We start from the raw sequence: 17450 nt of genomic DNA, 5'->3' as shown, positions 1-17450 counted from the left end.
TGGAAGAAGGACAGGCCCAGCTCTTCTCGAAAGTTTCTTCCCTGGAAGAAGGACAGTCACAAATTACCTCTCGTCTTGATAAACTTGAAACTCGTTTAGAAAATGAAGTTATTGATAAAATCCGTATCTTGTTTGATGCCCGCGAAGTCCAGAATGACATCAATGAGAAAATTTTAGCAACATTAAATCGCATTGAAGCAAAAGTGGATGTCCTCCAGCTGGAAACGGCAAACATCAGGAGAATAAAATAAGGGTTCCGGCACCAACTAAAAGCTCCGGAACCCTTTCCTTCTTCTGGAGCGGGAAACGGGATTCGAACCCGCGACCCTCGGCTTGGGAAGCCGATGCTCTACCCCTGAGCTACTCCCGCAGGATGGTGACCCCACCGGGATTCGAACCCGGGTTACCGCCTTGAAAGGGCGGTGTCTTAACCACTTGACCATGGGGCCAAAATAAAATGGTGAGCCATGGAGGACTCGAACCTCCGACACCCTGATTAAAAGTCAGGTGCTCTACCAACTGAGCTAATGGCTCATCCATGCAAAAATTATATTACAATAAATCATTCACACTGTCAACAACTTTTATCAAGAATTTATACTGTTAATTATTAACAACGAAGAGTAGCCACCATTCGGCCTTTATTGGTTAATAATTTGAGTGCATCCAAAGGTGATTTTACGACAATATCAGCGTTTAGTAAGGCTTCAATACTGGCCCCTTCTTCTTCGATAACTAAAATCCCTAAAGCCGCTTCCTTTAACATTAGTCGGTCATTGTAACCATTACCAATAGCCACCGTCTTTTCCGCCCCAAGTTTTTTTATAAACTCAAGTTTTTCTGGGGCACCGGGATCCCCCACTATCACCACTTCCACATAAGGAAGAAGAGATAGCTCTTCCTTTACCTTACCAAAGGTATCGCGGGTTAAAACGTAAATTTTTAAATTCTTACTTAGCTCTTCCAAAAGTTCTTTCACCCCGGGCAATAGCTTTCCGTCAACGGCAACTGTACCATTATAGTCCATTACCAAATACGATAAATTTAAAGTAAATCTTCCCGGAATCTCGATGGTTAACATTATCCTTCTCTCCTGTTTTCCAGTATATATTTTTCTAAATAAGATTCATAAAGAGTCCATAATCGATTGGTTACCGAATAGTCATGGAATTCCCGCTGGTCGAGCTGACCTACGGGAATAATCCCCCGCACCGAATTGGTAAAAAATATTTCCGTTGCCCCTAATATTTCTTCGGCGGGATATTTACCTTCCGATACCGGAATACCGGCTACTCGGGCCAGTTCTAAAATAAGCTCCCGGGCAATTCCGGGTAAAACCAGATTTTTCTCCGGGGTTTTCAATACCCCATTTTTAACCCAGAAAAGATTCGCCATACTGCCTTCAGCCAAATAACCTTCCAAAGTAAGCCGGATACCTTCCATAATACCTTTTTTCTGACATTCTTTAGCCGCTAACACCTGGGGAAGCTGGTTTAAAGTTTTAATCTGTCCTATAACCAGTTTAGGCGGTAATACCGGAACCGAAAGAAAAGAGGTTTTTATTGGCTTAAATTCCCTTGAAGGCAGGGAAGACAAACTCATTAAAACCGTTGGCTCTAAATCCTTAGCGGGCAAAAGCCCCCGCTCTCCTACTCCGCGGCTTACGATAATTTTTAAAACCCCGTTAACCACATTATTTTCTTTAAGATACTCCCTTATCTTCGCTATCAATTGTTCCTTACTATAAGGTAACTTTATTTCTAATAATTGCAACCCCAAAAATAGCCTTTGGAGATGCTTTTCCAGTAAAAACGGTACTCCGGAAAAAACGCCAATTGTCTCAAAAACTCCATCACCATAGGAAAATCCCCGGTCAAAAGGGGATATTGCCGCCTTTTCCCGGGGAAGAATTTTGCCGCAAATAAACACCTTATCCATTTTTAAAAAACCTGATCTAAAATAATAGTTTGATCCCGGCGGGTTCCCACCGAAATAATTTTAATGGGAACACCGGTAATCTCCTCAATTTTTCTTAAGTAGTTTCTGGCGTTTTCCGGAAGATCGGTAAGCTTCCTGGCTCCGGTAATATCTTCACTCCACCCCGGAAGCTCCTCATAAACCGGTTCACACTGGGACAACTCTTTTAAACTGGCAGGAAATTCATTTATTATCTTTCCATTGAACCGGTACCCTACCGCTATTTTTATGGTTTTTAGCCCGGTTAAAACATCAAGCTTGGTAACCGCAAGTCCGGATAAACCGTTTACCCTGGCGGCATAGCGTGCAATTACCCCGTCAAACCAGCCGCAGCGGCGGGGTCGTCCGGTGGTAGTGCCAAATTCGTACCCCTGTTTTCTTAAAAACTCGCCGGTTTCATCTAACAGCTCGGTAGGAAAGGGACCACTTCCTACCCGCGTGGTGTAGGCCTTTACCACACCAATTACTTCATGAATTTTTGTTGGTCCAATACCTGCACCAATACACGCAGCCCCCGCCACCGGATGGCTGGAAGTAACATAGGGATAGGTTCCATGGTCTAAATCTAAAAGGGTCCCCTGAGCTCCTTCAAAGAGAACTTTTTGACCGCTTTCAATAGCATCGTTAATCAACCGGGAAGTATCGGTAGCGTAAGGCCTAATAATTTCCGCATATTCTAAATACTCGTGGTAGAGTTCATCATAGGAAAACCCTTCTACCCCATAAATTTTTTCCAAAAGATTATTTTTTTCTTTTAAATTTAAAGCCAGTTTCTCCGCAAATAGTTCCTTATCTAAAAGGTCACATACCCTGATCCCTGTCCTTGCCGCTTTATCCCGGTAAGCGGGACCAATACCCCGTTTGGTTGTACCTATTTTGTTTTCCCCTTTATCTTCCTCTTCCAGCTCATCGAGTTTCTTGTGGTAGGGCATAATAAGATGAGCCCGCAAGCTTATCTTTAAGTTAGCGGTTGTAACCCCCCGCTGTCTAAGGTATTCCAATTCTTCTTTTAAAACTTTAGGATCAATTACCACTCCGTTACCGATAACACAAATTTTTTCAGGGTATAAAATCCCCGAGGGAATGAGATGAAGCTTAAAGGAATTTTCCCCTACCACAACGGTATGTCCGGCATTATTTCCTCCCTGGTAACGAACCACCAGGTCAGCTTTTTCTGCCAGAAAGTCAGTAATCTTTCCTTTCCCTTCGTCCCCCCACTGGGTTCCAATTAAAACTACAGTTGTCAACTATAAACTCCCCCTTAAAGGCGTCTTGCCAGCTCACGGCCAATAAGTACTCCCGAAGCAGAAGCCTGAATAAGTCCCCGGGTTACCCCTGCACCGTCGCCGGCAGCAAAAAGATTTTGAATTTTAGTTTCCAAAACTGGACTCAATTCTAAGCGTGAAGAGTAAAACTTTACTTCTACTCCGTAAAGCAAGGTATTTCTATTAAATACTCCAGGAGCAATTTTGTCCAAAGCTTGAAGCATTTCTACCAAAGCCATTAAATGGCGGTAGGGAAAGACCAAACTTAAGTCTCCCGGAGTAGCATCTTCCAGGGTCGGCCGCACCAAACCTTTTTTGAGCCGTTCCTCGGTAGTCCGGCGACCGTCCATTAAATCCCCCAGCCGCTGTACTAATACCCCACCTCCTAATAGGTTAGCAAGCCGGGCAATGTACTTGCCGTAGGCAATAGGTTCTTTAAAGGGATGGGTGAAAGTTTTGCTGACAAGCAGGGCAAAGTTGGTGTTTTCCGTTTTCTTGTGGGCATGAGAATGACCGTTAACGGTAATAATCCCATCGTTGTTTTCCTGTACTACTTCGCCGTAGGGATTCATGCAAAAGGTTCTTACTTTATCTTCAAAAGTTTTCGAGTAGTAAATAAACTTTGATTCATACACCACTTTGGTAATTGGCTCCAGTACTACCGCGGGCAGCTCAACCCGCACCCCGATATCTACGGGGTTAACGGCCGTTTTAAGCCCAAGCTTTAAAGACTCTTTTAAAAGCCATTCAGCCCCTTCCCGGCCAGGAGCAACAATCACAGCCTCACCTTCATAATATTCGCCGGAAGTGGTCTGAACTCCTTTTACTTTCCCGTGATCAGCTATAATTTCTGCTACCGGAGTATTGGTAGCAATATCCACCCCCCGCCGCAAAAGCTCTTCTTTCATTGCGGCAACTATTTCTAAAGCACGACCGGTTCCCAGGTGGCGAATAGGCGCCGGAACCAACCTTAAATCGGCTAAGATCGCTCTCTTTTGGATTTCCCGTATTTCCTCTTCCCGGTCTATACCATAAACCTCGTTCGGAGCGCCAAATTTAAGATATATATTATCAACGTATTTTATGAGCTTGTTTAATTCCTTTTCGCCAATGTACTCACCCAGATGTCCCCCCACTTCGGTGGACAGGGTAAGCTTTCCATCGGAAACCGCTCCAGCCCCGCCCCAACCGGTTACAATCGCGCAGGGCTTGCAATTAATACACGGTATGCCCCTTTCTTTTGAGGGACAAATCCTTTTATTAACGTCAGGGCCTTTTTCCAAAATAAGCACTTTCGCTTCGGGTTTCAGCGAGGTAATCTCCAGGGCGGCAAAAATTCCCGCCGGACCTGCCCCGACAATTATCACATCATACTTTTTCATCAAAATTACACCTCCTTCAAAACCCAATTTATGATAGCAGTTAGGTATCAATGTGTCAAGAAAAAAGGGGCTTATAAAGCCCCTTTTTACATGTATACTTTATTAAAAAACAGCTACAAGATACTTAAGTGCTGTTAATAATATTATTCCTGGTAAATCCAAAACACCTGCAATCACCACAGTTACCGGATTTATCGGTAAATGCCAGCCAATTTTATCACCGATTAAATTAAATACCCCAAGTAAAATAAAGCCAATAACAAGCCAAAAAAAGATTTTTTTAAGCACCAAACCCAAAAGCTCCACCGGATATCCCCCCGGTAATACTTATGAAGCTTTTGGACAACTTATTCCAAAACTCTTCGACCTTCTAAGGCTTTTCGGATAGTTAATTCATCGGCATACTCAATATCGCTTCCCACCGGTAAACCGTGGGCAATTCTCGTTACTTTAAAATTTAAGGGTTTTAAAAGGGATGCTAAATACATGGCCGTTGCTTCCCCTTCAACGGTGGGATTAGTGGCAATTATTATTTCCTCCACCGGCTCCCGGGAAAGCCTCAATAACAACTCCCTTACCTTTAAATCTTCCGGCCCTATCCCTTTAATTGGCGATAAAACTCCGTGAAGAACATGATATATCCCATTAAAGCTCCCGGTTCGCTCCATAGCTGCCACATCTTTGGCTTCTTCTACAACCATTAAAAGCCGGTTATTGCGACCGGGATTCCGGCAAATGGCACAGGGATCAGTATCGGTCAGGTTAAAACAGATGGAGCAGTATCTGGTATTTTTCCGGGCAGTTATTATTGCTTCTGCTAAAGCCCGTGCTTCTTCTTCAGGAATTTCTAAAAGATAGAGGGCTAATTTTTGCGCCGTTTTTGGACCAATCCCCGGAAGTTTGGCAAGATGTTCGATAAGTTTTGCTACCGGTTCTGCAAAATACAATTTCCCGCTTCCCCCTTAAAACAATCCGGGAAGGTTTAAATTAAGGCCGCCGGTAATCTTATTCATCTCTTCCGCTACCATATCTTTTGATTTTCTCAAAGCTTCGTTCACGGCAGCGGTAATCATATCCGCCAGCATTTCCACATCTTCCGGGTCTACCGCTTGGGGATTGATGGTTAAGGATACCAATTCCTGCTTGCCGTTCACCACGGCCTTAACCATCCCCCCACCGGAGGTAGCTTCAACGGTTTTTTCATTTAGTTCTTCCTGAAGCTTAGCCATATCCTGCTGCATTTTCTGTACCTGCTTTAACATTTTTTGCATATTACCCATGTTGCCAAACATCTTTATTCCTCCTCTTTATTGATAATGACAACTTTATCATCACCAAAAAGCTCTTTTGCTTTTTTTAGAGCTTTTGGTTCATCTGTTTTTTCTTCTAAAGAATGTTTTTTTACGTTAAAAGTAATTTTTAAACCTTCCCCCAGAGCTTCGGTAAAAACTTCCTTAATTATCGCTTTGACCTGAGAGCCTTTTTTGTAGTGAATAATCCAGTTTAGAGGCTCTTCATCGGTAAAAACTATTTTTATGCTATCGGCAGTTTTAAAGGGAATACCTTTACTTAAGTGAATCGCAAGAGGGGGAGAAATTTCCCGGGTTTTCTGTAAAACTTCCTGCCATTCGGGAGTTTTTAAAAGATTTATGGCACCTAAAGATTTTTCTTCATTTAACTTCTGCTTTTCCTTTTTACTTTCCTCTTTGCTATCCTCTACTGGTTTTAAAATGGTCGCTGGCTTTAACAATTTCCCCTCTAAATTCCTCGCCACTTTTAAAAGACCTACTTCCGCCCAGATCCGGGGAAAACTTGCATAACGGATTTCCCGCTCAAGACGAGCAACATCATCCCACAAAAGAAAAAGTTTATCTTCCTCCCAAAGGGCCGCTTCACTCCTTAATTTTTCCAGTACTTCAGGCATTAGTTCTTCAACTTCTATACCGTTTTTTATTAAATTTAAATAACGAACATACTGTAAAATTTGCTGAACAAAAAGCTTGACATCAAGCCCCCGCTCCACCACTTCCGCTATTTCGTTGATTATTTTTACTTGGTTATTTTCCCGGATAGCAGAAATAAGTTCTAATATTTTCCTCCAGCTGACAAACCCCAGGACTTTTAAGGTATCTTCTACCGTAATTTTGGGATTAAACACCAGTACCTGATCCATTAAACTTAAAGCATCTCTAAGTCCGCCTTCAGAAGCCTCGGCAATTAAATGTAGGGCTTCCGCTTCATACTGAAGCTTCTCTTTTTCCGCAATATTTTTTAAATGCTCCCAGATTGTTTTGGTGCTGATTCTTTTAAAATCAAAGCGCTGGCAACGGGAAACTATAGTAACCGGCACTTTGTTAAACTCGGTGGTTGCTAAAATAAAAATTACATGTTCCGGCGGCTCTTCCAGAGTTTTTAAGAGGGCGTTAAACGCTTCATTAGTCAGCATATGCACTTCGTCAATGATGTATACTTTGTATTTACCCTGGGCCGGAACCAGTTTGATAGATTCCCGCAATTCCCGGATTTCATCTATCCCCCGGTTGGATGCGGCATCTATTTCAAACACATTTAAAAGACTCTGGTTGTTAATCCCTATGCACGAAAGGCATTGGTTGCACGGCTCTCCATCTACAGGGTGTTCGCAGTTTACCGCTTTGGCCAGAACCTTGGCGGTAGTAGTTTTCCCCGTCCCCCGGGGGCCCGAAAAAAGGTAAGCATGGGCCACCTGCATTGTGGCCACCGCATTTTTTAAGATTTTCACAATGGTTTCCTGTCCGACAATCTCCGAAAAGGTTTTTGGCCGCCATTTGCGGTATAACGCCAGATACATAACTTTCACCCGAAAAATTTAATCTATAGCTAAAACCCTAATTCTTCAATATAATAATTATAAAGACTTTGGCCCTAACGCAAAGGAGACTACCATGATTATAGGCGTCCTTACTTTAGAGCTTTATATCCCTCAATCCCAATCGTTAAAAGAAAAGCGGATGGTCTTAAAAAGTATCACCGAAAAAATAAAACACAGTTACAACGTTTCCATCGCCGAAGTAGGAAATCAAAACCTCTGGCAAAGGTCTACCCTGGCTTTAGCAGCGGTATCTTTAAAAAAAGACGATATAGAAAAGGTTTTTGCCAAGATCGAAAACATCATCGAACAGAATGGTAACGTCTTAATTACCGAAAGGTTCAAAGAATTTATTTAAGTTTGGGCCGAACAAAAATAAGATAAACTATTATTCCCAGTGGAAAGGTAACAAATAAAAGAACAGTGGCAATTAATCCTAAAAGAAAGCCTTTTTTATTGCGTATCCCTAAACCAATGTAGAGAGCGGTAAAAAAGTTTAGCAGAATAATCCAGGGATTAGACCACAGAATAAGGTATTTCGTTAACATTTTTCCACCTTTACTCTCTTAGCGTGTTAAAGTTAAATACCCACTAGCCAAAAGGACGTTCATTTGCTGAACTTTTTTAATAAAGTCCTTTTGTTCTTCTGTTAATTCAGGTAAGGATAATTCTTTAGTTACAACCAAGCCAGCAGGAATAAATTTTTCCGCTTTAATTTCCATATCCTGAACAATCGCTCTATGGCCTACAAAAACCCATTCATTTAGTACCGCTTTAAATACCACCGCCCCAAAACCAATAAAGCAGTTTTCCCTGATATCTACCGGACCATGAATAATTGCACCGTGGGCTATTGATACGTTGCTGCTAATTTTTACTTCTGTTCCCGCCAAAGCATGGATTATTACCCCATCCTGAACATTTACATTATTACCAATCGTAATCGGGCTTACCTCTCCGTTTTCGGGCTCATCGGCCCGGATAACCGCGTTGGGACCGATAAAACAATTGTCCCCTATTATCACCTTACCAATTATTTGAGCCGAGGGATGAATATAAGTATTTTGCCCAATCACCGGAAAATCGCCAAATGGGTTAGGAGATAACATTTAACCCCTCCGTACCATTTTTATATATATTTTAATATTTTTCAGTGAAAAAAAATAGCCTTTAAGCTTAAAATTAAAAGGAGGTACCGCTATCCGATACCTCCTTTTAATCTTAATGCCGTGCAACTGCCGTCGAGTTTATCGTACGAGCGTTACCCCGGTAGTTGGCTCGATTCAGGCACCCTTGCGGCACCCGGAGGGATTTCCCTTAGTGCTGCTTCCTTCCGGACCTGACACGGTTCGGGAGTCTCCGCTGCGCAAGACCCAAATCTCATTGCTACTTGCCGGGGCCGGTCCTCACAAGGTAAACCCTCGGGCAGCCTTCAGCCCCGCTATAGCGGATTGCGGGTACAGGGCACCGCTACCTCCCCGCCTAGCACGGCAAATTTTAGCATCTTTAATTAAATTAATGGCGGAGAGGGCGGGATTTGAACCCGCGAGACAGGGATTGACCCGTCTACTCGCTCTCCAGGCGAGCGCCTTCAACCACTCAGCCACCTCTCCGCGTGCTTGAACACCAAATTAAATATTTAATTCCATGCAGATGATATTATACAACTATTTTAATGCTCAGGCAAGAGGAATTAAACTGGCGGAGAGAGTGGGATTTGAACCCACGAGGCGGGTTTTGGCCCGCCTACTCGATTTCGAGTCGAGCGCCTTCGACCACTCGGCCATCTCTCCGCACTTTTTATGCTTAATTATTTTAGCATAATTTTACCTGGTGGACAATAATTAAAATTTTCCTCTGTTCCTTTTTTTCCTGAAAAAATCTGTTATTATTTTACTCGCCTCAGCGGCAAGTACCCCGGATATCACCTCTACCCGGTGGTTTAGGCGGGGATTTCGCACTAAATCAAATAAGGTATCCACCGCTCCCGCTTTAAGGTCAGGAGCTCCGTATACCAGGGTTTTAATTCTGGCCTGATAAATCGCTCCAGCACACATGGGACACGGTTCTACGGTAACATAAAGGGTACAGTCCTTTAACTGCCAGTTTTTAAGTTTACTGGCAGCTTCTCTTAAAGCTACTATTTCCGCATGGGCCGTAGGGTCAGAAAGGGTCTCCCGGAGATTGTGCCCCCGCCCAATGATTTCTCCGTTATATACCACAACGGCGCCCACCGGGACTTCCCCTTGGAGCGCCGCTTTCTCTGCTTCCTTTAAAGCTTCAACCATAAACTTTTCATGGTCCATGGAATCACCTGAAGAAATAAAATGGTGCGCCCGGGAGGACTCGAACCACCGACTCGCGGTTTAGGAAACCGCTGCTCTATCCACCTGAGCTACGGGCGCACTTTTTTGCAACAAATATTTTATGCCAAAGATAAATACCTGTCAAGATAGTAATTTTTGTAAGGCTTTAACAAAATCTTCCTTTAAATCTTCAATATTCTCAATCCCCACGCTAACCCGTACCTGATTATCTGTTATGTTAAGAATTTTCTTTTCATCCGGCGGTATCTTTTGGTAAATGGTAGAATCCAGATGACAGACCAAGGTCCTGACATCGCCGATGTTGGTGGCAAGCCGCGCTATGTTAAGATTTTTTATAAAATTAAAAGCCGTCTCTTTATCTTTAAAACTTAATACAATTAAATTTCCGCCCTTGCCGCCAAGATATTTAACACAATTTTGCCACTCCACGCTATCCCCAAGACCCGGGTAATTAACTCTTATTTCCTGAAAGCACTGCAAGAACTCGGAAAGCTCCCGGGCATTTTCCACCATACGTTCCATTCTTAAAGCCAAAGTTTCACTTCCAATTAATACCTGCCAGGCAGCGAAAGGAGATAAACACATACCCATATCGGTTGCTAATTCCTTTTTTACATAAGCCGAAAAGGCAAGGGGTCCCGCTTCCCGCACTAAAGGATAAAGATTCTGGAAGCGTTCGTCCCATTCAAAGTTTCCGCCATCGACAATACACCCGCCAATAACCGTTCCCTGACCGGATATATATTTCGATAAGGAATGAATAACAATATTGGCCCCCAAAGAAAGGGGTTTCACCAAAAGAGGGGCTACAGTATTGTCCACCACCAGAGGTATTTTGTGCGCCTTTAAAAGAGAAACCAATCCCGCAAAGTCAGGTATTTTCAGTGAAGGATTGCCTATTGATTCCACCAATACCAGGCGAGTATTGGGGGTTAAATGCTTTTCTACTAATTCGGGGGCAGGGGACGGCAACAGTTTATAGGTTATCCCACAGGTTTTAGCTAAGCTTTTTAATAAATTTAATGTCCCGCCAAATAAACCAGCACACACCAAAAATTCAGCACCGGGCTGGGCAAAAGCCATAAAGGTTAAGTTAATAGCCGCCATCCCGGATGAAGTAGCCGTCGCCATTACTCCCCCCTCAAGCTGTGCAACTTTCTCCTCTAAAGCTGCCACGGTAGGATTGGCTACCCGGCTATAAAAATAGCCGGGAGCTTTTCCTTTAAATATTTGCTCAAGCTTTTCCGGCTCTTTGTAAAAATAAGCGGTCTGTAAGCTTGGACCTTCTACCGCCCGGCTTACCAAAAAAGTTTCAACGCGCACCCCCACACCCCCTTATTTCAATGCTATAACGATTTTATAAATTTCTTCCCCTTCTTCCTCAATCTTCTCTACCCTATGGCCATCCATTTTAAGGCTTTTCGTAACATCCGCTAAGGTATTTTTTCCTGCTAAAATTGCGGCAATTTTATCCCCTGAATTTAAGTTAACAATTTCCGCCTGAAGAATTACGTAAGTCATCGGGCAAACATATTCCCTTAAATCAATAGTTTTAATTACCTCCATTTTCCCCTTCCCCTTCGTTCAAATATTGTTCTAATTTAGCAAAACCTACCCTCTCCAAAGTTTTATAAAACCGTTCGCCTGTTTTTCCTTCCTTCCGGTAAAACTCCAGAGTTTTATCAAAAATAGCAAACATTTTTTCTTTTGAACTTATAAAAGGAATTAATTTTTTCCCAATATTAATTTTCCGGCCAAAGCTTCCGCCAAAGCTTAAACTGTAACCGTATTCTCCTTTATAAGCTTCAAAGGGACAGGCTTTAACGCAATCGCCACAACCGATACACACCTCATAATCAACAATTATTTCCTGCTGGTTTAAGGTAATGGCATTAACCGGGCAAATTTTAGTACACAACCCGCAAGCGGTACAATTTTCTTTTATCCAGTTTGGGCGGCATACTCCTTTTATCCCCAGGTCGTTTTCCTCGGCCTTTAAACAGTTGTTGGCACAGCCGGTAATGCCAAATTTAAATTTATGGGGAAGAGTTTGGCCGTAATAGCGGGCAGCAATTTCCCGGGCCAATTCCTGGGTTTCAATGCAGCCGTTGGGGCAAATACTCCGTCCCTGGCAGGCGGTAACCGTCCTGACCCTTGGCCCGCAGGCCCCTAAGTCTAAGCCGCAGCTTTTAAGTTTCTCAATCACTTCGTCTAAATCGGCAATATGGATATACGGTATCTCAACCCCCTGCCGGGCGGTTAAATGGAGAGTACCGTTTCCGTACCGGGAAGCCACTTCCTCTAAACCCCTTAGCTGCTCTAAGGTTAAACTACCGCCGGTCACTTTTAGGCGCACGGCAAAATACCCATCTTCCGTCTGCCGCATGATGCCGCCGCTTTTTAACGCTTTATAATCGACTTTTTTTACCGTAATCTCTTCTTCGCAGACCTCTCCGTGCAAAACTTTAAACCCTTTGAAAGTTGGGGGATTGTCTTTCAAAGAAAAAATTACATAAACCAAATTAGGGTCTAACATCAACTCCCGGTCTTCGGTAGAAGGTCTTGCCGGAGTCTTAGGATGACTGTGAAAATTCCCTAAAAGCACCTCGTTTTTCGCCCGCATTTTTTTGATAATTTCGTACTGTTCTTTGGCCTCAATGTCAAAACGGCTTTCCGATTGGGCAATATTTCTGGCAAAATAAACCGACTTTACAATCTTAACTCCGTTTTCAATCTTTCCCCCAAGTAAACCGCAGGCTTCAATGGGATACTGTTCCCGGCAGTATTTTAAAATATTTTCGATTTGATATTCAAAAAATACCAGCACTTTAATTTTCCCCCTTTAAATCACAAACCGGCTGACTGTAATCTACTAAAATAATCTGTTCGGGGTCTTTAGAACAAAGACAGCTTTGTCTTTTCTTTAACGGAATTTTGTTAAATTCCATTAATTTTAAATCAACAAACAATAAATTGCCGGCCAAGGTATCCATTCCCAAAAGATACTTGATACACTCCGTTACCTGCAGCGAGCCTATAACTCCAGCTACCGCGCCAATAACCCCCGCTTCTTTACAGCTGGGAACGCTTCCGGGCGGTGGTGGTTCTTTAAAAGCACAGCGGTAGCAGGGTGTTTCCCCATCGGGCCGATAGGTCAAAGTCTGGCCCCAGAACCGCAAAATTCCGCCGTGGGAAAAAGGTTTTCTGGCTTTAACACAGGCATCGTTAATTAAAAACTTGGCGGGAAAATTATCGGTGCCGTCGATAATAAAATCATACTGCTCGATAATATTTAAAATATTTACGGAAGTTATCGGTTCATTATAGGTAATCACCTGCACCTCCGGGTTTAGGGCTTCAATTTTACTTTTTGCCGATAAAACTTTTTCGGTCCCCACATCCCGGGTAAAGTGAATTATCTGGCGCTGCAGATTGGTTAAATCCACCACGTCATAGTCGGCAATACCGATGGTCCCTATCCCGGCCGCTGCCAGATACAGGGCCACCGGTGCCCCGAGTCCTCCGGCACCTATCACCAGAACCTTGGAATTTAAAAGCTTCTCCTGGCCTTTCACCCCTACTTCCGGCAAAAGAATATTGCGGGAATAGCGGAACAGCTGTTCACGCGAAAGCATACCCGCCACCTCCCATGAAATACATCCATTCTATTTCGTCTCCTTCGGAAACTTTTACGTTATTAAACTCTTCACGCCTTACAAACTCTCCATTTAACACTACCGAAACATAATTGGGCATCTCCACCTGAAAATACTCTAAAAGTTCCGCAATTGTAAGGCTTCGGGGAATCTCTTTTTCCGCTCCATTTACCACTATCCTCACAGCTTACCTCTCCTTTCCTTTAAAGACTTTGATAATAACGGCTTAAAACTTCCGCTACCTCCGGACGGGTAAACTCTTCGGGCAACGGTTTTCCTTCCCTAAGCATTTCCCGGACTTTAGTACCGCTTAAGTTTAAATGATGTTCCGGACCGTGAGGGCAGGTTTTTTTCGTAGCCATTTGTCCGCATTTATAGCAGTAAAAAGCGTTATCAAATTTTACAATCTTAATTTCCAAAGCATTTTCTGGTAAAGTGTTAAAAATCTCCTGTGCTTCAAAGGGACCGTAAAAATTCCCCACCCCGGCATGGTCCCGGCCGACAATAAAATGGGTGCAGCCGTAATTTTGCCGGATAATCGCGTGGTGAACCGCTTCCCTGGGTCCCGCATAACGCATAGGTGCAGGTAACGTAGCAAAGACAAACCGGTCTTTAGGATAATAGTTGTTCAGTAAAGCTTCATAACACTTAAGCCGAACATCGGCAGGAATATCATCCCCCTTGGTTTCACCAACGAGAGGATTAACAAAAAGCCCGTCAAAAATCTCCAGAGCGATTTTTTGCAAATATTCATGTGCCCGGTGGATGGGGTTTCTTGTTTGAAAGCCAACTACCGTCTTGTAATTTCTGCTTTTAAATATTTCCCGGGTTTTCTGGGGGAAAAGAGAGAGATTTAAATCAATTTCCCTGAAAGCCGGCGGATAAATTTTAACCTTGCCGGCAACTGCCCATTCGTCCTCTCCGAGAATTTTTTGCACCCCCGGATGCTCAGGGGAAGATGTTTTAAATACTTTTTCCACTTCTAAAATTTTATTTAACTTAAACGCCCGGGGGCTTTCCAAAAGACCTAAAAGCTCACCGTTTGCAGCCGTTAGTAAAACTTTTTCTTTGCCGTCGTAAAGCCGGGCTTCTTCTTCACTGACCCTTAAGACTATGGGAATCGACCATAAAACCCCGGAGCTTAAGGTAAACTGTTCTAAAGTTGAATAATAATCGTCTTCATCCATAAACCCTTCTAAGGGAGCGTAAAGCCCAACTCCCAAAAGAAATAAATCAAAATATTCGGTTTTTGAAACCGATAGCTTTAAAAAGTTTTGCCCTTTTAGCTCCTCATATTCTTCTGACGTTAAAATATTACTAACTTCTTTTCGCCCGTGATAATTAACCATAGTTACTCCTCCTCCAGATCTTTAAATTTAAACCCGTTATCGTAAATTAACTCTCCCTTAACCAGGGCTACCGAAGGATGCAAAGCAAGGGATATAGCTTTTTGAGGGCACTTTTTGACGCAAGCCGCACAGTCGTAGCAATAAGCTTCATGGTAAATAAATACTTCACCCCTATCCCGATAAAGTAAGTTTAAAGGACAAATCGCTTCGCAGGGAGCAACTCTTGCTTTAGGACAACCGTTACACCGCTCCTTCGAAAAGCGCGGAGGCATTTAACTTCCTCCTTTCCACAACAGGCCTGCCCTCTTTTAATTGGGAGATAAGAAGGTAGTCTTCCGGCGCTTTACCGGGGTAGTCCACCCGCTCCTGATAACAGGGCAAACGGCTTTCGGTCCGTAAAGCCATATGTTTAATAAGAAAAGTCGCCAGCAATATTTGATTTTTTACCTCAAAAAATTGCAGTACATCAAAAGGATTAGTAATTTTTGCAAGTCCTAATTTTTCCTTTAACGAATAAAGCTTTTCTTCGCCAATTTCTAAACTTCGAGCGGTATACCGGTAATTAGTTTTCTTACCGCCGGCATACTCTTCCATGATTACGTTTAAGCCGTACTTTAAAGATAACGGAGAAACCAAACCTTTAAGGTTACTGGTAAGGTTAAAGACAATTTCCTGAATTTCAAGTCGACCTCCACCTTCTTTCCCCGCTACGTCCTCCGCCGCAATTAACCCTTCAGCCATAGCCCCGTTAACGTATTTCTTGGGTGAACCGGCGGCAATATCCCCGCAAGCCCAGAGGTTTTCCACCGCGGTTTTCCGGTTTTTATCTACCATGACTCCTGACAGCCCATGTCCACCGTTAATCAGGGGTTCAAAACCATCTACTTCCAGGTAAATTTTTTCTCCTTTATCTTCCCGTAAAAGTAAAGCTGCACCGGGACGCATATCAAAATAAGCCCTTATGAGTTCATCCCGATAAACACCCTCAACCACAAAAGCCGGAACTTCCCCGGCCCGCCTTTCCTCTATAACAGCTTTAAGCCGTTCGGCGGTATTGGCCGGTTGATATTTTGTTTTTAACTCTTCACCTTTTTGATTAACAAGCTTGCCTTTAACATTCATAGCCAAAGTTCCGGTTGGAGCGGCCACTCCTTTAACCCTTAGAGGAATAAAACGAATTTCTAATGATTTTAAATAAGCACCGGCCTTTACCGCCAGTACATGCCCAACTCCGCTGTTAGATAGGGGATACCAGGTACTCCCGGGATGATAGGGATTTGCCCCCTGGTAAAGTCCAGCAGCGCCCCCGGTTGCCAGGATGTATTTATCTCCGGCTATTCTTAAAAACTTCCGGGAAGTTAAGTCATAGGCCAGTACTGCAACTATTTGATTTTGCTCCGTTTCGACATCAAAAACAAACGTGCGGTTAAAAATCTTTATTCCGGTTTTTAGAGCTTTTTGGGCAATGACTTCTTTTAAGTTTTCCCCGTAAACGATAATGCTCCGTTTTCCCCGGCGTAAAAATTTCCCATTGTCTTTGGGAATATTTGCCCCCCAGCTTTCTAAAAGCTCCACCGTTTCGTTTAACCTTTTGGCTAAACTTAACGGTAGTTCATCCTCAATTAAACCGGGAAATTCCTTTTTTAAAAAATCTACATAACTTTCCGGAGTGTCATCGAGTAAAACGTTGTTTAAAGCATTAACCCCGGCAGCTAAGCAACCGCTTCTCAGCACATGAGCACGCTCCACTACTATCACTTCTTCCAGGGGTAAAAGCTCTTTTAGTCTTATCGCAGCGGTTAACCCTGCAACGCCACCACCTATTATTACCGTTGCCACCTCACCCACCCCCGATCAGATAAGAATTTTCAACGAAAGAGCCGTTGTCAGGGAAAGAAAAATTACCCGTACCACTTTCGGGGAGAGGTAAAAATTTAATTTTCCGCCAAGTAAAGCACCAGGAATAGACCCTAAAATTAGGTAAATTAGAATTTTCGGATTAAGATTACCGAATTTAAAATGGAGAAAACCAAGAACCAGAGCCAGTATTAGGCCGTGAAAAATATCGGTACCCACTAATTCCCGGCTATCAAACTTTCCGGTCATATAAAGGTATAAACCCACCAAAATACCAGCACCTATGGAAGTTAGGCCAACAATTATGCCGGTAACAAATCCCGTTAAAATAACTCCCCAGTCTTCCTGCGGTAAACTAAGTAAACTCCCTTTAAAATTCAAAAACTCTTTTAACAAAGAAATAATACTTACGGCAATTATTAACCCTGCTAAAACATGGGTAAGCAAAGCGGAACTACCAGCGGTTTTTTTTAAGTGTTCTAATATTAAAACCCCAGTAATTCCTCCGGGAATGCTCCCACATAAAAGTTTTTTAGCGGTAGAAAAATTGATTTTATTTTCTTTTTTATAAGGATAAAGGGCCATACCCTTGGTGATCGAGGCAAAAACCAGATCATTTCCCACCACTTGCCCCGGGGCCACTCCTAATAGCAATAAAAGCGGTGCTAAGATAGACCCTCCCCCTACTCCCGTCAGCCCAATAGATAAACCGGTAATAAATCCGGCTAAAATAAATCCGACCATGAAAAATTCCCCCAGAGATATTTATTAATTCTTATCGGAATACTT

Annotated in this window: 22 protein-coding genes, 7 tRNA genes and 1 other RNA gene; 3 read left to right on the top strand and 27 right to left on the bottom strand. The window is 43.0% G+C overall.

Annotated features, from left to right (window positions below):
- The coding region (locus tag CARFE_RS16285) for a hypothetical protein (protein WP_028051892.1) at positions 1 to 251 on the top strand (251 nt) is incomplete at its 5' end.
- A gap of 44 nt (positions 252 to 295) precedes the next feature.
- Here the strand turns inward: CARFE_RS16285 and CARFE_RS0104480 are convergent.
- The 11 genes from CARFE_RS0104480 to dnaX all read right to left on the bottom strand — a co-directional run bounded on the left by CARFE_RS0104480 (position 296) and on the right by dnaX (position 7454).
- Positions 296 to 370 (bottom strand) — tRNA-Gly (locus tag CARFE_RS0104480).
- A 4-nt stretch (positions 371 to 374) separates the two neighbouring features.
- Positions 375 to 449: transfer RNA gene (locus CARFE_RS0104475), tRNA-Glu, on the bottom strand.
- A 9-nt stretch (positions 450 to 458) separates the two neighbouring features.
- Positions 459 to 534, bottom strand: a tRNA-Lys gene (locus CARFE_RS0104470).
- Positions 535 to 610: 76 nt separating this feature from the next.
- Positions 611 to 1081, bottom strand: coding sequence for an HAD family hydrolase (locus tag CARFE_RS0104465; protein WP_028051891.1), 471 nt, complete (start codon positions 1079 to 1081; stop codon positions 611 to 613).
- Positions 1081 to 1938 carry an aminotransferase class IV gene (locus CARFE_RS0104460; protein WP_028051890.1) on the bottom strand — a complete coding sequence of 286 codons (858 nt, stop codon included), beginning with the start codon at positions 1936 to 1938 and terminating at the stop codon, positions 1081 to 1083. Before CARFE_RS0104460 ends, CARFE_RS0104465 begins: the two co-directional genes overlap by 1 nt.
- A gap of 2 nt (positions 1939 to 1940) precedes the next feature.
- Positions 1941 to 3224: an adenylosuccinate synthase gene (locus CARFE_RS0104455; RefSeq protein WP_028051889.1), complete on the bottom strand. Its 1284-nt coding sequence runs from the start codon at positions 3222 to 3224 to the stop codon at positions 1941 to 1943.
- A gap of 14 nt (positions 3225 to 3238) precedes the next feature.
- On the bottom strand, positions 3239 to 4624 hold the full coding sequence (locus CARFE_RS0104450) for an NAD(P)/FAD-dependent oxidoreductase (protein ID WP_034541608.1): 1386 nt from the start codon (positions 4622 to 4624) through the stop codon (positions 3239 to 3241).
- Between the two features lie 102 nt (positions 4625 to 4726).
- The gene (locus tag CARFE_RS14260; protein WP_011345532.1) at positions 4727 to 4930 is read right to left on the bottom strand and encodes a pro-sigmaK processing inhibitor BofA family protein; all 204 of its coding nucleotides are present in this window, start codon (positions 4928 to 4930) and stop codon (positions 4727 to 4729) included.
- Positions 4931 to 4971: 41 nt separating this feature from the next.
- Positions 4972 to 5571, bottom strand: a complete 600-nt coding sequence (recR, locus tag CARFE_RS0104440) for a recombination mediator RecR (protein ID WP_028051887.1) — start codon at positions 5569 to 5571, stop codon at positions 4972 to 4974.
- A 15-nt stretch (positions 5572 to 5586) separates the two neighbouring features.
- Positions 5587 to 5916 carry a YbaB/EbfC family nucleoid-associated protein gene (locus CARFE_RS0104435; RefSeq protein ID WP_028051886.1) on the bottom strand — a complete coding sequence of 110 codons (330 nt, stop codon included), beginning with the start codon at positions 5914 to 5916 and terminating at the stop codon, positions 5587 to 5589.
- Positions 5917 to 5918: 2 nt separating this feature from the next.
- Positions 5919 to 7454: a DNA polymerase III subunit gamma/tau gene (dnaX, locus tag CARFE_RS14255; protein WP_051250150.1), complete on the bottom strand. Its 1536-nt coding sequence runs from the start codon at positions 7452 to 7454 to the stop codon at positions 5919 to 5921.
- A 94-nt stretch (positions 7455 to 7548) separates the two neighbouring features.
- Here dnaX and CARFE_RS0104425 point away from each other — a divergent pair, with 94 nt between their 5' ends.
- The gene (locus CARFE_RS0104425; protein WP_028051885.1) at positions 7549 to 7830 is read left to right on the top strand and encodes a DUF503 domain-containing protein; all 282 of its coding nucleotides are present in this window, start codon (positions 7549 to 7551) and stop codon (positions 7828 to 7830) included.
- Here the strand turns inward: CARFE_RS0104425 and CARFE_RS0104420 are convergent.
- From CARFE_RS0104420 to CARFE_RS0104410, 4 genes are all read right to left on the bottom strand, one after another.
- The gene (locus tag CARFE_RS0104420; RefSeq protein ID WP_028051884.1) at positions 7823 to 8020 is read right to left on the bottom strand and encodes a hypothetical protein; all 198 of its coding nucleotides are present in this window, start codon (positions 8018 to 8020) and stop codon (positions 7823 to 7825) included. The two genes, CARFE_RS0104425 and CARFE_RS0104420, sit on opposite strands and share 8 nt — an antisense overlap.
- Before the next feature lie 18 nt (positions 8021 to 8038).
- Positions 8039 to 8581: a gamma carbonic anhydrase family protein gene (locus tag CARFE_RS0104415; RefSeq protein ID WP_028051883.1), complete on the bottom strand. Its 543-nt coding sequence runs from the start codon at positions 8579 to 8581 to the stop codon at positions 8039 to 8041.
- A gap of 118 nt (positions 8582 to 8699) precedes the next feature.
- Positions 8700 to 8963, bottom strand: an RNA gene (gene ffs, locus CARFE_RS15890) — signal recognition particle sRNA large type.
- A 28-nt stretch (positions 8964 to 8991) separates the two neighbouring features.
- Positions 8992 to 9085: transfer RNA gene (locus CARFE_RS0104410), tRNA-Ser, on the bottom strand.
- Positions 9086 to 9156: 71 nt separating this feature from the next.
- Here CARFE_RS0104410 and CARFE_RS16160 point away from each other — a divergent pair.
- Positions 9157 to 9258 (top strand) — tRNA-Gln (locus CARFE_RS16160).
- Here CARFE_RS16160 and CARFE_RS0104405 read toward each other — a convergent pair.
- The 12 genes from CARFE_RS0104405 to CARFE_RS0104350 form a co-directional block, all read right to left on the bottom strand.
- Positions 9172 to 9265, bottom strand: a tRNA-Ser gene (locus CARFE_RS0104405). The two genes, CARFE_RS16160 and CARFE_RS0104405, sit on opposite strands and share 87 nt — an antisense overlap.
- 51 nt (positions 9266 to 9316) lie before the next feature.
- Entirely contained in the window at positions 9317 to 9778 is a 462-nt protein-coding gene (gene tadA / locus CARFE_RS0104400; protein WP_028051882.1) for a tRNA adenosine(34) deaminase TadA, read from the bottom strand.
- Between the two features lie 22 nt (positions 9779 to 9800).
- Positions 9801 to 9877 (bottom strand) — tRNA-Arg (locus CARFE_RS0104395).
- A gap of 42 nt (positions 9878 to 9919) precedes the next feature.
- Entirely contained in the window at positions 9920 to 11122 is a 1203-nt protein-coding gene (locus tag CARFE_RS14250) for an aminotransferase class I/II-fold pyridoxal phosphate-dependent enzyme (protein ID WP_034541606.1), read from the bottom strand.
- A 12-nt stretch (positions 11123 to 11134) separates the two neighbouring features.
- A complete protein-coding gene (locus CARFE_RS14245) occupies positions 11135 to 11365 on the bottom strand; it encodes a sulfurtransferase TusA family protein (protein WP_034541605.1) in 231 nt (76 codons plus the stop codon).
- On the bottom strand, positions 11352 to 12626 hold the full coding sequence (locus CARFE_RS0104380) for a Mov34/MPN/PAD-1 family protein (protein WP_084138766.1): 1275 nt from the start codon (positions 12624 to 12626) through the stop codon (positions 11352 to 11354). Before CARFE_RS0104380 ends, CARFE_RS14245 begins: the two co-directional genes overlap by 14 nt.
- A 1-nt stretch (position 12627) precedes the next feature.
- Positions 12628 to 13434, bottom strand: coding sequence for a HesA/MoeB/ThiF family protein (locus CARFE_RS0104375; protein ID WP_028051880.1), 807 nt, complete (start codon positions 13432 to 13434; stop codon positions 12628 to 12630).
- Positions 13421 to 13639 (bottom strand): sulfur carrier protein ThiS, encoded by a 219-nt coding sequence (thiS, locus tag CARFE_RS0104370; RefSeq protein WP_028051879.1) that lies wholly within the window; start codon positions 13637 to 13639, stop codon positions 13421 to 13423. The genes CARFE_RS0104375 and thiS overlap by 14 nt, the downstream gene beginning before the upstream one ends.
- Positions 13640 to 13658: 19 nt before the next feature.
- On the bottom strand, positions 13659 to 14804 hold the full coding sequence (sat, locus tag CARFE_RS0104365) for a sulfate adenylyltransferase (RefSeq protein ID WP_028051878.1): 1146 nt from the start codon (positions 14802 to 14804) through the stop codon (positions 13659 to 13661).
- A gap of 2 nt (positions 14805 to 14806) precedes the next feature.
- Positions 14807 to 15076: a 4Fe-4S dicluster domain-containing protein gene (locus tag CARFE_RS14240; RefSeq protein ID WP_051250149.1), complete on the bottom strand. Its 270-nt coding sequence runs from the start codon at positions 15074 to 15076 to the stop codon at positions 14807 to 14809.
- Positions 15045 to 16643 carry an adenylyl-sulfate reductase subunit alpha gene (locus CARFE_RS14235; protein ID WP_051250148.1) on the bottom strand — a complete coding sequence of 533 codons (1599 nt, stop codon included), beginning with the start codon at positions 16641 to 16643 and terminating at the stop codon, positions 15045 to 15047. Before CARFE_RS14235 ends, CARFE_RS14240 begins: the two co-directional genes overlap by 32 nt.
- A gap of 15 nt (positions 16644 to 16658) precedes the next feature.
- Entirely contained in the window at positions 16659 to 17405 is a 747-nt protein-coding gene (locus tag CARFE_RS0104350) for a sulfite exporter TauE/SafE family protein (RefSeq protein ID WP_028051877.1), read from the bottom strand.
- Positions 17406 to 17450 lie beyond the last annotated feature (45 nt).

Origin of the sequence: Carboxydothermus ferrireducens DSM 11255, from assembly GCF_000427565.1 — a bacterium.
In the GTDB taxonomy this organism is placed as follows: Bacteria; Bacillota; Z-2901; order Carboxydothermales; family Carboxydothermaceae; genus Carboxydothermus; species Carboxydothermus hydrogenoformans.
The sequence above is the reverse complement of the archived record's forward strand: the minus strand, read 5'-3'. Positions and strand labels throughout refer to the sequence as shown.